Raw genomic sequence first — 15,666 nt, forward strand, 5'->3', positions numbered from 1 at the left:
TTCCTGTTCCAATATTTAATTTTTTACCAGATTATTTATTTTCCCCTATCTTTACAAAAAGTCTTGTTATATTTGTTTTTGAAACTTTGCCTACGATTTTAAGTACCTCATTATTTAAACTATCCCGAATTTTTTCAACTACCGGCAGACTGTCTACCTCATGCTCCATTATCTTCTTGGCTGCAAGATAGGCCACATCATTTTTTTCAACAAATATTATATTGGGCATCCTGGTCATTATTATTCCCACAGGTATTTTGTGCATATCAGTGCTCCCAATAGCTATCTTCAAAAAGTCCTTTCTGGAAACAGCACCTACCAGAATTCCTTTATCTCCTATAAACAAAGTGCCCACATCATTTAAAAACAGATATACTATGGCATCATAGACAGTAGTGTTTTCGTCTACTATTACCGGTTTTGACATTATGTCTTTTACTTTTATATCCATTATATAGTCATATATAAGACTATAGGAAGGTTTCTTGGAATATATATATCCTACCTTAGGCTTTGCCTCCAATATACCCGTCATAGTAAGTATGGCCAGATCCGGCCTAAGTGCCGCCCTTGTGACACTCAAGCGGGATGCCAGCTTTTCACTTGTTATGGGCGCATTATCTTTTACCAACTTTATTATTTTCTCTTGTCTTGGTGATAATTTAATGGTACTCACCCTCTCCCTTTGTAGTAAGTCAATAATTTTTGTAATATTTACTAAGAGGAATTTTTAACAACAGCACTTAAAATTACAAGTTATAAAGTTATTATATCACATTATTATAAAATATTAATTTTTGTCCTTGTCTTCATCGGAATCTTCATTATCCATATCATCAAACTTCACGGTATATTTATACGTGTTTTTACCATCCTGCCTACTGTCTTTGTCCTTAAATTTATCCTTAAAAGAAGATGCAGCATCAAATACCTTGTCTTTCATATCATTTACAGTATTTTTCACTCCGCCCTTTATTACCTTGTTTACCACTTCTACGGTCCCATCATCTTTTGTTATCTCTATAGTTACCTGTGTAATTACCGCAGTCAATATCCCAATAGCTATAAGCGGCGGCCATACAAGAGCTGTTAAAGTTGCTGCAATGCCTGCATTCACTGGAATATCGACTACCACCTTGTCATCTTTTTTTATCTTTATTCTGTTTATATTTCCCTTTTTTACCAAATTCTTAAGCCATTCTAGAAACTCATCCTTGGTGGTGTACAGACTATCCTTAGCAGATTTCTTATTTTGCTCTATATATATAAGAGCATCAACTACATTACCTTCAGAGACCTCCAATGCTTTTTTTGCCTCAGTATAATCAACTCCTGTTCTCTCTCTTATAATATCGATTTTTTCCAATGTTATTTCACTCATGTTTTTCTCTCCTTTTAGATTTTATTTTTCTCAAAATTTTCAAGATACCTTAAAGTTTCAAGACTTTTAGGCTTTTTGAAATAATTCTGGGAAATAACAAGGTTCAAAAGTTTATACAGCTCTCTTTTTACTCTATCAGACAATACAACCTTATATGCACTTTCAAGAGAAGCTTTTGATAAATATTTAAGTGCGCTTCCAGCAGCATAATCTATGTTCATACCATTGGTTCTTCTACATTTATCGCACACTCCCCCTAAATATTGAAAGCTAAAGTAATTAAATGAAGTGATTTTTTTTCCGCACATACAGCAGTAATCAAAATTAAGTCCATATCCTGTGGCCTGTAAAATTTTCAGTTCGAAAGATCTGGCCAGGGTTTTAATATCCACTGCATGGCTTCTTATAAGATAAAATGCAGAAACTAGATGTTTGAACATAATTTCATTTTTTTCTCCATCATTCATTGCTATATCCATAAGTTCACAAAAATAAGAAGCATAGGTCAAATCCTTTAAGTCGTCCAACAAATCTTGAAAAGAATCTATCAGCATACTTTCATCTATTACATACATACTTTTTCCTTTATATAAAACATAGTCTCCATAGCAAAACTGAAGCGTGGTCGAAAACAGTGGGCTTCTGCTTTTTTTTGCCCCCCTAGCTACAGTAGATACCTTACCTAATTTTTCAGTAAAAAGCCAGACTAATTTGTCAGATTCTCTTACATCCTGAGTTTTTATTATTACAGCTCTAGTTTTAAATACAGCCAGATAATCATCTCCCCCGCTTATATTTATATTATATCCTTTTTTTAAGGAGAAAAAAACTTTTCTTTCTGGCAAAAACTACATCTTATAGCCCAATTCTTTCAGCAGCCTATCGTTGTCTCTCCACTCTTTTCTGACTTTTACCCAAACTCTAAGGTAAACTTTGGAATCCAGAAATTTTTCAATATCCATTCTTGCATAAGAAGATATTCTCTTTAGCATTGACCCATTTTTGCCTATTATTATCCCCTTATGTGATTCCCTCTCACAAATTATATTTGCCTCTATGTTGCATATTCCCCCAGAATTTTTCCTCATGAAAATTATTTCAACGGCTATGCCATGGGGAACTTCATTAGAAAGCAGCCTGAGAGCTTTTTCCCTTATGATCTCAGAAACTATAAATCTCTCCTGTTTGTCGGTAATGGCATCTTCCGGGTAATATTTAGGACCTTCTGGCATATATTTTACCATGAGATCCACAAGTTCATCTACATTTTTTCCCTTCAATGCGGATATAGGTACAAATTCCCTAAAATTAAACAATTCAGAATAATTTTTCAAAGTTACTGCTACTTTTGAAGCTGGATTTTTATCTATTTTGTTCAATACAAAAAACACAGGCGACTTGACTGCACTTATATTCTCCAATATATGTATGTCTCCTTCATGTATCACATCCTTAGGTGTAGTCAAAAAAAGTATTAAGTCCACATCGTTCATGGAGCCTTCAGCAGATTTGACCATATAGTCCCCCAACCTATCTTTTGGTTTATGTATGCCCGGGGTATCTACAAAAATCAGTTGAAAGTTATCTTTAGTCAAAATAGCATTTATATTATTTCTGGTAGTCTGTGGTTTACGGGATACAATCGACAATTTTTCTCCTATAATGCCATTTACAAGTGTAGATTTTCCTACATTGGGTCTCCCTATTATCGTAATAAATCCTGATTTAAACATAGCTTTTCTCCTTACCCAAATATTATAAATAAAAATACTGTTATTAAAATACCAAATACAGCTCCAAAAACCACTTCTCTGACAGAATGTGCCTCTGAATCCACTCTGCTCTGGGCAACTATAAAGGCCATGAGGTAGCTCAACACAACTACCGCAAGCTGTCCGGTTATCAAAGCTATGGTAGTAGCTATGGAAAAGGCTATAGCACTGTGTCCGCTTGGCATTCCTCCTTTAAGAGGAGTACCTTCTCCAAAAATAGCTTTTACAACTATGGTTGCTATAAATACAATAGCAAGTATTATAAATATTGTATAGGGATTTGTATTCTTAACCTTTTTCATAACCATAAAATTTATATATTTTAATTTATCCCAAAATACTATATATCCTACTGCCACAGCATTTATGGCTGAAATGAGCACTGCTCCTGCTGCTACATTTTTTGCAATTTTAACTAGAGGATGGTAATAATTAGTAGTAGCATCAATGGCAAATTCCACTGCCGTGTTAAAAAGTTCCGCCATAATGACCATACTTATGGTTATTATAATAGCCAAAATTTCTAATTTGCTCAAATCATAGAAAAAACACATTGTAAGTACTAAAACAGCCGCTACCATATGTATTTTCATATTTCTCTGTGTTCTAACTGAATATATTATTCCCTCAATCGCATAATTGAAGCTATCCAATAATTTTTTAACTTTCATTATATAACCAACCACCATATTTAAAATTATCCCTTAAAGTTCAAATTTCTGCAATATTTTTTCTTCCCTTTTTCTCATAATTTTCTTGTCCTCTTCTTTTATATGATCATATCCCAAAAGGTGAAGCAGGGAATGCACTGTCAAATAACACACTTCCCTCAAAAATGAGTGGCCAAATTCTCTGCTCTGCTGCTCCGCCCTTTCAAGAGAAATTGCTATATCCCCCAGCACTAAATTTTTCCCATCCATATCACTGGGCTGAAAATCATAATCTATGTATACATCCTTAAACACCTGGCCTTTAGGATATTCCAACATCGGGAAAGACAATACATCTGTGATCTTATCTATATTTCTATTTTCCCTATTTATATTTTTTATATAATTGTTATCTACAAAAATTACACTCACTTCACAGGGTATATTTACATTTTCCTCCTTTAAAGCATGTTCTATAACTTCTTTGACATTTTTCCTCAAATTTTCCGTAACATCTATTTTATCCTGTCTATTATCCAAAAAAATCACTTTTTATCCTCCTGTTTCAATTTATTCATGACTTTATCAGAAAATTTATCTGATGGATATTCTATCCTATGATGATATATGCCAACCAATACTCTGAAGAACTCATTTTTTATTTTACTTATATCCTTCAGGGTCAAATCGCAATTATCAAGCTGGCCCGTATCCAATCTATCTTTTATTATATTGTTTACCATACTCTGAATTTTACCCTTGTCAGGGTCCCCAATAGACCTCACAGCAGCCTCTACACCATCAGCCAGCATTATTATACCTGCTTCTTTGGTCTCCGGTATCGGACCCGGATACCTAAACTCGTCTTCATTTACATCATCAGGATCCTTACTTGAATTTTTCATAATCAAATAAAAATACTTTACAAGAGAGGTGCCGTGATGCTGCTCTATGATGTCCTTTATTATCTTGGGCAGTTTATATTCTTCCGCCATTTCCACCCCGTCCTTTACATGGGACATTATTATCAAAGTACTCAAATTAGGAGTCAATTTATTGTGGGGATTATCTTTTCCAAGTTGATTTTCTTTGAAAAAATATGGTCTTTTTAATTTTCCTATATCATGATAGTAAGCTGCAACTCTGGCCAGAAGGGGATTGCCTCCAATTTTTTCGGCCGCCACTTCTGCCAAATTGCCAACCAATATACTGTGATGATAAGTACCGGGGGCTTCAATTAAAAGTTTCTTCAATAAAGTATTATTTGGATTTGAAAGTTCCAAAAGTTTTATAGTGGTAACTATATTAAACACCCCTTCAAATAGAGGAAGAAATCCTATAACCAGTATTCCAGAAATTATGCTCGCAACTCCTGCAAAAATTCCTCTTTTAGTGACATCCACCAAATTATTGCTGAGCAAAAAACCCATTGAAAAAGTAATTATTCCATTTATAACAAGCATATACATGGATGCAAACAATATGTCATTTCTCTGCTGCATCTTTTTTAGTATAATGGCTCCAACCACTGCATTCACAAGGGCCAGTATGGTTATATCGGGGCTAAATTCCACTGCTGCACTTATAAAGACACAGTTCAGCACATTCACAACCATTGATACCTTGTTATTTAAAAGCAGCGTCATTATCATGGGTACAAATGCCAAAGGTATCAAAAACGGCGAGGCAAGATCAATAGTCCTGGATAAAAGCACACTTAGGCAGCTAAGTGCATTTATCATTACAAGCATTTTTGGATCTTCATAAATTTTTCTATTGTATTTATACAAATAAACCCATTGAACAGCCAGTATCAAAAGTACCAATAAAGCCAGCGGAAAATAGATATGCCACTGAAAATAGGGACTGTTATTCAAAAGTCCGAAATTCTCGAGCATTTTTATCTGATATTTAGTTACAGGTTCCCCTTCCTTCACTATAATCTGATCTTTTTTTACCATGACAGGCATAACTTTTTTCTCTGCTTCTTTCCTCAATTCCTCCGTTTTGTCATTATCATAAAAAAAATTAGGCGAAATCAGGGAAAATCCTATATCAGTGGCAAGCTGTCTCAAATTCTTATTGAAATTTGAAGTGCTCACTTTAAGCAGTATACTCTGCTGGGCTTTTTTAATATCCTCCTGATTGTTTTTCTGGGTATTGTCGCTTATATTGTTGCTGTCATACATATCTGCTATACTTTTTTGCAAAAAGTCCTGAAGCTGTTTTATTTCATCTTTATTAAGCTCCATAATATACAGAAAATCGTCATCATTTAAACTTATGTTGCTTTCACTTTTTAATTTTTGTAATTTGCTCTTTTGATCTAACTGGGAATTATCCAGTTGCGTCACCTTTGAAAAAAAATCATTTAATTTATTTAAACTTTCTGTTTTGACTTCAGGCTTTTTATTGTACTGGATTGGGACGGCATTTATTGCCTGCTGTATCTTTGCTTCTGTAGACAATTCATCCTTGGCGTCCCTAGGAGCTTTTATATCAGCTTTTGCAATATCTCCCTCGGACAGATTATATTTTTTCGTTGTAAATCCGGATGCCAGCAAAGAATAGATGAATACAAAACTTGCTATAAAAGCAATTATCCTCTCAGTTCTTTTTTCTAAAAAAAGCTTTCTCAATGACAATTTTTTCAATTAAAATCACCCTTTGTTTTTTACTGCTCTATAAATTCACTTTGGTTCTGCATCAGAAACAGCTATATTTTCCTCCGCTGTAACCTGGACTTTCACTTTGTAGGATTCACCTGGTTCATAGGTGATATTTTTATTTACAATTTTTACGGATTTATCTAAATTGGAACATATATTTTTATAAAGTTTTTCTCCTGTATCCTTTACTATCTTCTGGGCATCCCCTTTTATCATTTTCCTTTTGACCTCAAAATAAGTCTCTCTGCCAAAAATAAATTTGCTTTCCTCTATTCTATCATATTTATTAAATTTATCATTATCTTTTTTTAGATATATCTTTTTGCCTCCCAGGTTAATATAATAATTATCCATCTTCCTCCCCGTCCTTACATCTTTTACACCGTTTATTTTCACAAGGGCACTGCTTTCATACATGGTGCTGCATATGACATATCCTGCAGCGTGCACGCTGTAACTGGAACCTTCAATTCCCTGCTCCCCCTTAACAAGAAGCTGCCCTTTTTTCACCTCGTCGCCGGCTTTCACAACGGGAGTACCTAAAGTGGTATATACTCTCAGTACTTTTCCGTCTTTCTTCGCTACAAGGTTACAGGGCGTATTATCCTCACTTATATCAGGAGGAGATTTTTTCTCAACTACGTTTATATTCAATTCAGAGCCCTGAAGCCTGACCTTCACCCACATTATATCATCATTGTCTCTCATGAGATCCTTCTCTACACTATATACATCTATCTTACTCTTATTTGTACCCGGTTTTATCCCATAGGATTTAAGCTGCTGTCTTATTCTATAGGGTGCAATTTCTCCCGAAGAATCTATTTCTATTTTCCATACAAATGTGGATAGACAGTATATCACTGCAACAAATAAAATTATTCCCGACACTAAGGTTATCTTTTTCTTGAGCTTAATCACAAAAAAGGCAATGCCCCTTCTTCCGATTATTTTTATTCTGGCATCAGTTTTTTTAGCTATATATTCTACTTTATCATAATCCTTAAGATTTATCTTCATGGTCATAGTAGTAATGCTTTTTTTCCTTATATTTTTCATATAGATGCCATTTTCCCACATAAGGTTAATAAACTTTTCAGGTATAAGAGATTGTATCTCAATTAAAATTATTCCATTTCTATAATTTTTAAAAGAAAATCTATCAGTTTCCCTCATAAACTATGGATTTAAATTTTCCTCCTATGGTTATAGTGCTCCCACCTATAAAAAGCACTTCAAATTTACTTCCATATATGGATATCAACCCTATACCTGAATTAATTTTTATCTGGCTGTCTTCAAACAATATAATGCCCTTATGATTTTCTATTATTATCTCATCATTTCCTATAATTTTAATCTGAGGCATATTTAAAATTATATCCTTTGGCAAATCAAGTTTATCTGCAATGTTCTGCTTTGTATCATACATTTTATTTTTCACAATACCACCTCTAAGAATTTATATCCCAACTGTATTACCTTTATTAATTTATGAGATACATGGATGATAAATTACTTAAAGCTGTGAACTATTTAATTTTTCATATTATAAAAAAGGTTGAGATAAAATCCCAACCTTTCTATTCTATTTATTTAGATACTGTTTGACTATTTGACTTACAAGTTTGCCATCTGCCCTGCCCCTGGTTTCAGGCATCACAACTGACATAACCTTCTTCATGTCCCGTATACTCTGTGCACCTACTTTATTAACTGCTTTCCGAACAATTTCGGAAATTTCCTCTTTCTTTAACTGCTGAGGAAGGTATTTCAACAAAATCTCTATTTCAGATTTTGTCTCATCTATTAAATCCTGCCTTTTACCCTTTTCAAATTCACGTATGGATTCACGCCTTTGCTTTACTTCCTTTGATATTATATCCATGATCTTTTTATCATCGTCAAGTCTTTTCCCATTGGATTTTTCAACCAGTAAAATGGCAGCTTTGACCATGCTTATAGTATCTGCCTTTAGTTTATCACCTGACTTTAAAGCGTGTTTCCAGTCTTCCTGCAATCTTTCTTTAAGAGACATTTGTTACTTGGTCCCCTCTTTCAAAGAATTCTATTTATTTGTACTTTCTCTTTCTAGCAGCTTCCGATTTTTTCTTTCTCTTTACACTTGGTTTTTCATAGTGCTCTCTTTTCCTAACTTCAGAAAGAACACCAGCTCTAGCGCATTTTCTCTTAAATCTTCTCAATGCACTTTCGATAGTTTCATTTTCTCCAACTTTTATTTCTGACATATTATCTCCCTCCCTCCGCTAGCTCAATCTAATTTTAAAAATTAAATACAGTTAACATAGGTCAAATAGCACATAGCAATTATACAATAAATTCTTGGACACTGTCAACAATTTCAATTAAGACCTTCAATTTAGCCCGGTGGCCATTTAAATGTCCTGCCGCCCAGTAAATGAAAATGAATATGAGGTACTGTCTGTCCTGCTTTTTCACCGCAGTTAGTCACAATCCTGTATCCTTTTTCCTTCAAACCAAATTCATTTGCAATCTTCTTTGCAACCAAATATATATGAGCAATAATATTGGAATCTTCTTCAGTAAGATCATTTATACTCTCTATATGCTTTTTAGGTATTATAAGTACATGTACCGGTGCAGCTGGATTTATATCCTTGAAACCCAATACCGTATCATCTTCATATACTTTTTCAGATGGTATTTCACCTTTTACTATTTTGCAAAAAACGCATTCTTCCATAGTTGTCACCCCCTTTTAACGATAATTATTCAATAATCAATATAAAATATCCTTCCTAAATTCAAATAAAACTTTTTATTTTCCCTCGAATATAACCACTTTCCACACTTTCAAGTTCAGTGCGCAAAATTTTCCCCACCGGATTTTCGCCGGATTTCCCCATTGATACGACTTTCATGTAATTGGGAGTATAACCTTCATAGCAATTATTATCACCATGAAATTTACTTTCATAAAATACATCCATGTTTCTTCCCAAAAAGCTGCCCATAAATTTTTTTTCCAGTTTCCTATCCAATTTTATAATTTCACCGCTTCTCTCTTCCTTCACCTTCCCATCTATCTGTCCTTTCATATCTGCAGCCCTGGTGCCTTTTCTGGGGCTGTATTTAAAAACATGAATCTTAGATAGTTTCATTTTTTTTAGGAAATCATAGGTCTTGTTGAACTCATCTTCCGTTTCTCCGGGAAACCCAACTATGACATCCGTGGTTATGGATACATCTTCTATCTTGTTTCTCAATTCATTGACTATTCTCTCATACTCCAGGGCAGTATAGTGCCTATTCATCCGCCTTAAAGTTTCATCACATCCGCTTTGCAGGGATAGATGAAAGTGAGGGCACAGTTTTTTCAATTTTTTTATTCTGTCTATGACGTCATCTGTAAAAAATTTGGGATCTATAGAGCCAATCCTGACTCTTTCAATGCCGCTCACCCCGTCTACTTCCTCAAGTATTTTCATAAGATCCCAGCCGCTTTTCAAATCTGTTCCATAAGAGGCAATATGTATTCCGGAAAGGGTGATCTCACGAAAATTGTTATGGGCAAGTTTTTCCACTTCCTCTAAAATTTTGGAAGGAGGTTTGCTGCATACCGCCCCTCTGGCAAATGGAATAAGACAATAAGAGCAAAATCTGTTGCATCCGTCCTGTATTTTAACAAAAGCCCTGGTCCTATGTTGATATTTATCTATGCTGAGATCCTCAAAAACTCTATTTTTAAGAACATCACCGACTTCTATTATTTTATTCTGTTCTAAACATGCCTTTTTTATAAAATAAATTATATCTCCCTTATTTCTAGTGCCCAGAACCACATCCACCCCTTCTATCTTGGATACTTTACCGGGAGAAATTTGAGAATAGCATCCCACTACGGCTATTATGGCTCTTTTATTTTTTCGCCTAGCTCTATGTATCATCTGTCTGGATTTTTTGTCTCCCATATTTGTCACAGTACATGTATTTATTACATACACATCTGCATGATCTTCAAAATTCACTACGCTATATCCCTCAGATATAAATTTTTCCGCCATGGCTTCCGTTTCATATTGATTTACCCTGCATCCAAGGGTGAACAGACCCACTGTTTTATTATGACCATAAATGTGAAAAAATTTCTCATTGTCCAGGGACAAATCAACCTTTTTGCTGTCAACTGAATTCACTTGACAATACCTCCTAAATCCCCCAATTCATACATAAGAAGTGTCAGAGAAACAAACCCTGCAGTTTCTGTTCTAAATATTCTCGGGCCAAGGGTAACTATGTAGGATTTCATATTCCTAAGGAGCTCAATTTCTTCCTCCTCAAACCCGCCTTCAGGGCCAACTACCACCGCCACTTCCTTTACGGCATCTTTATTCTTTATAGAAGCAATCACATTTTTTATTCCAAGATTTTTTTCATTTTCATAGGGAACAAAAATTAAATCCATGGAAGTTAAAGACTGCAGCAGTCTTTCAAAATTAACGGGATTATTTACTAGCGGTATTCTGCTTCTCTTACACTGTTTACAGGCTTCTCCGGCAATCTTGTTCCACCTGCCAACCTTTTTATATTGGGAAAAATTTCCCTTTACTACAACTCTTTTGGTGATAACGGGAGTTATTTCACATGCGCCTATTTCCGTAGCTTTTTGAACAATCAAATCCATCTTGCTTGATTTTGGAAGTCCTTGAAACAAATACATATTGACAGGACTTTCATTGTAAAGTTCCAGCTCTTTTAATATCTTTACAACGACCACATTTTTTTCCGTTTTTTCTATTTTACCCAGAAATTCTCTACCACTGCAGTTATTTATATTTATCTCACTTCCACACTGAAGCCTGAGGACCCTGCTTATATGTCTTGCATCATCACCTCTAATAAAAGCCCTTCCACAGTGTATATCCTGTTCAGGTACAAAAAATTTATTCATTATTTCATATCATCCTTTTTTGCCGCTATGCATACCCATTCTCCATCGACATTTATTTCCTCTATTTTAAATCCACTGCCCTTTAATTTTTCAACTACATCCTGACTTCTATCGTTTATTATACCTGAAGATATGAATATTCCTCCAGGAACTAAAAATTTTTCTGCATCTTCAGTTAAAGATATTATAGCATCTGCAATTATATTGGCAACTATTACATCTGCCTTTCCACAAACTGCTTCCATAAGATTTCCCTGAAATACATCTATATTTTCTACAGCATTATATTTAATATTTTTCAGGGCGGATTCTACAGCCGTCCTGTCCACATCCACAGCAGTAACATATTTAGCTCCAAGTTTTGCCGCAGTTATAGCCAGTATTCCCGACCCGGTACCTATGTCAAACACCCGTGTATCAGGTCTTATGTATTTTTCCAGGGATTTTATACACATTCTGGTCGTTTCATGAGTTCCAGTACCAAAAGCCATGCCCGGATCAAGCTGGACCACTATATCATCCCTTTTAGGATTATATTTTTCCCATATGGGCTTTATTACAACCCTACTCCCGGCCCTGTAAGGTTTATAATATTGTTTCCAATTATTTTCCCAATCCTCTTCTTTAACTTTATTTACAGTAACTGTACCTTTCCCCTTGTCTATTCCATAATTCCCTAGATTATTCACTTTATCTTCTATGTATTTCAAATATTTTTCAAAGTTTTCATCATCTTTATAATATCCTTTTACCACAGCACCATCTTTTACCTTTAACACATCTTCATCAAAATAATCCCAATCCTGGGGACGTTTTTTTTCAATTTCAATATCTTTAGGATCCTCTATGGACACCCCCTTAATTCCCGTATTATACAATATTCCAGAAACTGCTTCCACAGCTTCGCTGCTGGTAGTAATTGACACTTCCATCCATTCTTTTTGCATAGATTCCCTCCTGAACTAAACACTCGAATAAATTTACTGACAGCCCTTAACAAAAAGCTGTCAGCATCCACAATTATTTAAATCCACGTTTAAATTTATCTATAAATGACTTTCTCCCAGTTCCACCTGCAGGAATTTCTCCACTTGCCTCCATCAACATTACTATGGCTTCTTTCTGCTTCTCATTTAAATTCCTAGGCACGTCTACAATCACTTTTACGTATTGATCTCCTCTTCCCCTTCCATTGATCTTGGGGATACCCTTTCCCCTCAATCTAAATACGGTTCCAGACTGCGTTCCTCCCGGCAATTCGTACTTCACGTCTCCATCTATAGTGGACACTTTAATGTTTGTTCCCAGGGCTGCCTTTCCAAAGCTTACGTGAGTGTCAATGTAAATATCGAATCCATCTCTTTTAAATTTAGGGTGAGCTGCCACTCTAATATTTATATAGAGATCTCCTGTACTTCCTCCATTTTTTCCCTGTTCACCCTGTCCTCTTATAGGAATCACATTGCCGTCATCCACACCTGCTGGAATTTTCACCTTTATATTTCTGCGTTTTCTGACAGTACCTCTGCCCTTGCATTCTGGGCAAACATCTTTGTCTCTTATAATAGTACCTGTACCTCCGCATTTGTCACAGGTTCTCATGCTCACAAAACTTCCAAGAGGAGTATTTCTCTGAATCTTTATCTTCCCTGTTCCACCACATTTATCACAGGTACGTGGATGAGCTCCTTTTTTAAGTCCCGTTCCACTGCAGGAAGGACATTTTTCATTCTTTATTACAGATATTTCCTTTTCAGTACCAAAAACTGCTTCATTAAAAGTTAAATTCAACGTGTATTCGAGATCTGCACCCTTTTCCGGTGCATTTTTCCTTCTCTTTCTTCTTGACGACGAGGAAAATCCATCACCAAATCCTCCTCCAAAAAAAGAATCAAATATATCTCCAAAATCACCCATATTGGAAAAATCAAATCCACCAAATCCTCCTTCAAATCCAGAGCCACCGCCGCTAAAATCAGCTGTGCCAAACTGATCATACTGAGCTTTTTTCTGTGGATCTGACAGTACCTGATAGGCTTCATTTATTTCCTTAAACTTCTCTTCGGCTTCCTTATTTCCTTGGTTTCTATCAGGGTGGTATTTTAATGCTAATTTTCTAAATGCTCTCTTTATTTCATCATCACTGGCACCCTTGCTAAGGCCGAGTATTTCATAATAATCTTTTTTGGCCATATTCTTATTTTTCACCACCTAAAATGAAAGTATTAAAGTATTATACAGTAAAAATCTAATTTTCTACTTAAATTAAGGGAAGAGCAAAAACTCATCCCTTAACTATTACTATTATACACGTTTATTACACAATCGTGAAGGCAAAATATTACTTATTTATCATCATCTACTTTGTAGTCAGCATCAACTACATTGTCATCATTTTTATTTTCAGACCCGTCTTTATTGCCTGTACCCGGATTTGGACCTGCTCCAGGATTTGGGCCTGCTCCCGGATTTGGGCCTGCACCTGGATTTGGACCTGCTCCAGGGTTCTGACCTGCTTGAGCATTTTGTCCGTATACTTTGGATGTAACCTTATAAAGTGCCTGGGTCAAATCTTCTGTAGCCTTCTTTATAGTATCCAAATCATCGCCGTCTTTCACTTTTTTGACAGCTTCGACCTTATCCTCCACATTTTTCTTGTCTTCTCCTGATACCTTGCTTCCAAGATCCTTCAAAGTCTTTTCTGCCTGATATACGAGCTGATCCGCATTGTTCTTAACCTCTATGGATTCCTTCCTCTTCTTATCCTGTTCCTCATATTTCTTAGCTTCTTTTACTGCTTTATCTATCTCATTATCGCTCAAATTAGTAGAAGCCGTAATTGTTATATTAGCTTCCTTGCCGGTTGCCTTATCTTTAGCTGAAACATTAACTATACCATTTGCATCTATATCAAAGGCAACTTCAATCTGCGGAATTCCTCTCGGCGCAGGTGCTATGCCCGAAAGAGTAAATCTTCCAAGAGTCTTATCATCTGCTGCCATCTGTCTTTCACCTTGAACTACGTGGATCTCGACAGAAGTCTGGTTGTCGGCTGCAGTGGAGAATATCTGGCTCTTTTTGGTCGGTATAGTAGTATTTCTCTTGATAAGTGGAGTTGCAACTCCTCCCAAAGTTTCAATCCCAAGAGTAAGTGGTGTTACATCTAGAAGCAGTACATCTTTCACATCTCCGGTAAGTACTCCTGCCTGAATAGCTGCTCCTACTGCCACACACTCATCTGGATTAACTCCCTTGGAAGGTTCCTTTCCGGTGAAGTTCTTAACTGTTTCCTGAACAGCAGGTGTCCTAGTAGAACCTCCTACAAGTATGACCTTGTTTATATCATTTATTGTAATTCCAGCATCGTTTAAGGCTTTTTTCATGGGTTCCTTGGTCTTGTTTACCAGATCCTCTGTAAGTTCATTGAATTTTGCCCTAGTCAAATTCATGTCTATGTGCTTGGGGCCGTTGGCATCCGCAGTGATGAAAGGCAGATTTATATTTGTCTGCATGGAAGATGACAATTCAATTTTTGCTTTTTCAGCCGCCTCTTTCAATCTCTGAAGTGCCATTTTGTCTTTTCTCAAATCTATTCCATTTTCAGCTTTAAAAGTATCCGCTATATAATCCATTACCTTCTGATCAAAATCATCTCCGCCAAGGTGGGTATCTCCATTTGTAGCCTTAACTTCAAATACCCCATCTCCCAGTTCCAGAACAGATACATCAAAAGTGCCTCCGCCTAAATCATATACCAATATCTTCTGATTTGTATTCATCTTATCCAAGCCATAAGCAAGAGAAGCTGCCGTAGGTTCATTTATTATTCTTCTTACGTTGAGTCCTGCAATCTTTCCTGCATCCTTAGTAGCCTGTCTTTGGCTATCATTGAAATACGCAGGTACAGTTATAACTGCCTCGGTTACTTTCTCTCCTAAATAGGCCTCAGCATCAGATTTTATCTTTTGAAGTATCATAGCCGATATTTCCTGAGGTGTGTATTGTTTTCCATCTATTTCTACTTTATGATCCGTCCCCATTTGTCTCTTTATGGACATTATAGTTTTATCTGGATTTGTTATTGCCTGTCTTTTAGCTACTTGACCCACCAGTCTTTCACCATTTTTCTGGAAGGAAACTACTGAAGGAGTGGTCCTTGAACCTTCAGAATTTGCTATAACTACTGGATCTCCACCTTCCATAACTGCAACACAAGAATTTGTTGTTCCTAAATCAATACCTATTATTTTTGACATGTTAA

General features: G+C 35.7%; 17 protein-coding genes. All 17 read right to left on the reverse strand.

What is annotated here, in order from left to right; all coding sequences use genetic code 11:
• Nucleotides 1–31 precede the first annotated feature (31 nt).
• Entirely contained in the window at nucleotides 32–676 is a 645-nt protein-coding gene (ccpN, locus tag AB8S09_RS04715; protein WP_294182382.1) for a transcriptional regulator CcpN, read from the reverse strand.
• A 114-nt stretch (nucleotides 677–790) separates the two neighbouring features.
• The gene (locus AB8S09_RS04720; RefSeq protein WP_369868569.1) at nucleotides 791–1,381 is read right to left on the reverse strand and encodes a DUF4342 domain-containing protein; all 591 of its coding nucleotides are present in this window, start codon (nucleotides 1,379–1,381) and stop codon (nucleotides 791–793) included.
• 14 nt (nucleotides 1,382–1,395) lie between these two features.
• A complete protein-coding gene (gene recO, locus AB8S09_RS04725; RefSeq protein ID WP_369868605.1) occupies nucleotides 1,396–2,175 on the reverse strand; it encodes a DNA repair protein RecO in 780 nt (259 codons plus the stop codon).
• A gap of 54 nt (nucleotides 2,176–2,229) precedes the next feature.
• Complete coding sequence (gene era / locus AB8S09_RS04730) at nucleotides 2,230–3,114, reverse strand: GTPase Era (RefSeq protein ID WP_369868570.1); 885 nt, start codon at nucleotides 3,112–3,114, stop codon at nucleotides 2,230–2,232.
• An 11-nt stretch (nucleotides 3,115–3,125) separates the two neighbouring features.
• Entirely contained in the window at nucleotides 3,126–3,824 is a 699-nt protein-coding gene (locus AB8S09_RS04735; protein ID WP_369868571.1) for a diacylglycerol kinase, read from the reverse strand.
• Nucleotides 3,825–3,857: 33 nt separating this feature from the next.
• Nucleotides 3,858–4,352: an rRNA maturation RNase YbeY gene (ybeY, locus tag AB8S09_RS04740; RefSeq protein WP_369868572.1), complete on the reverse strand. Its 495-nt coding sequence runs from the start codon at nucleotides 4,350–4,352 to the stop codon at nucleotides 3,858–3,860.
• Nucleotides 4,349–6,457: an HD family phosphohydrolase gene (locus tag AB8S09_RS04745; protein ID WP_369868573.1), complete on the reverse strand. Its 2,109-nt coding sequence runs from the start codon at nucleotides 6,455–6,457 to the stop codon at nucleotides 4,349–4,351. Before AB8S09_RS04745 ends, ybeY begins: the two co-directional genes overlap by 4 nt.
• A 36-nt stretch (nucleotides 6,458–6,493) precedes the next feature.
• The gene (gene yqfD, locus AB8S09_RS04750) at nucleotides 6,494–7,648 is read right to left on the reverse strand and encodes a sporulation protein YqfD (RefSeq protein WP_369868574.1); all 1,155 of its coding nucleotides are present in this window, start codon (nucleotides 7,646–7,648) and stop codon (nucleotides 6,494–6,496) included.
• Nucleotides 7,635–7,904, reverse strand: a complete 270-nt coding sequence (yqfC, locus tag AB8S09_RS04755) for a sporulation protein YqfC (RefSeq protein ID WP_369868606.1) — start codon at nucleotides 7,902–7,904, stop codon at nucleotides 7,635–7,637. The genes yqfD and yqfC overlap by 14 nt, the downstream gene beginning before the upstream one ends.
• Nucleotides 7,905–8,060: 156 nt before the next feature.
• Nucleotides 8,061–8,510, reverse strand: coding sequence for a GatB/YqeY domain-containing protein (locus AB8S09_RS04760; RefSeq protein WP_294182374.1), 450 nt, complete (start codon nucleotides 8,508–8,510; stop codon nucleotides 8,061–8,063).
• Between the two features lie 34 nt (nucleotides 8,511–8,544).
• The gene (gene rpsU / locus AB8S09_RS04765) at nucleotides 8,545–8,721 is read right to left on the reverse strand and encodes a 30S ribosomal protein S21 (protein ID WP_294182373.1); all 177 of its coding nucleotides are present in this window, start codon (nucleotides 8,719–8,721) and stop codon (nucleotides 8,545–8,547) included.
• 131 nt (nucleotides 8,722–8,852) lie between these two features.
• The gene (locus AB8S09_RS04770; protein ID WP_294182372.1) at nucleotides 8,853–9,197 is read right to left on the reverse strand and encodes a histidine triad nucleotide-binding protein; all 345 of its coding nucleotides are present in this window, start codon (nucleotides 9,195–9,197) and stop codon (nucleotides 8,853–8,855) included.
• Between the two features lie 61 nt (nucleotides 9,198–9,258).
• Nucleotides 9,259–10,590 (reverse strand): tRNA (N(6)-L-threonylcarbamoyladenosine(37)-C(2))-methylthiotransferase MtaB, encoded by a 1,332-nt coding sequence (gene mtaB / locus AB8S09_RS04775; RefSeq protein WP_369868607.1) that lies wholly within the window; start codon nucleotides 10,588–10,590, stop codon nucleotides 9,259–9,261.
• A gap of 56 nt (nucleotides 10,591–10,646) precedes the next feature.
• Nucleotides 10,647–11,405, reverse strand: coding sequence for a 16S rRNA (uracil(1498)-N(3))-methyltransferase (locus AB8S09_RS04780; RefSeq protein WP_369868575.1), 759 nt, complete (start codon nucleotides 11,403–11,405; stop codon nucleotides 10,647–10,649).
• A complete protein-coding gene (gene prmA / locus AB8S09_RS04785) occupies nucleotides 11,405–12,352 on the reverse strand; it encodes a 50S ribosomal protein L11 methyltransferase (RefSeq protein ID WP_369868576.1) in 948 nt (315 codons plus the stop codon). Before prmA ends, AB8S09_RS04780 begins: the two co-directional genes overlap by 1 nt.
• Nucleotides 12,353–12,425: 73 nt before the next feature.
• On the reverse strand, nucleotides 12,426–13,598 hold the full coding sequence (dnaJ, locus tag AB8S09_RS04790; protein WP_369868577.1) for a molecular chaperone DnaJ: 1,173 nt from the start codon (nucleotides 13,596–13,598) through the stop codon (nucleotides 12,426–12,428).
• A 152-nt stretch (nucleotides 13,599–13,750) separates the two neighbouring features.
• Nucleotides 13,751–15,661 carry a molecular chaperone DnaK gene (dnaK, locus tag AB8S09_RS04795; RefSeq protein WP_369868578.1) on the reverse strand — a complete coding sequence of 637 codons (1,911 nt, stop codon included), beginning with the start codon at nucleotides 15,659–15,661 and terminating at the stop codon, nucleotides 13,751–13,753.
• Between the last annotated feature and the right edge of the window lie 5 nt (nucleotides 15,662–15,666).

Source organism: Clostridium lapidicellarium, assembly GCF_041224415.1.
Taxonomy (GTDB): Bacteria; Bacillota; Clostridia; order Clostridiales; family Clostridiaceae; genus Clostridium_B; species Clostridium_B lapidicellarium.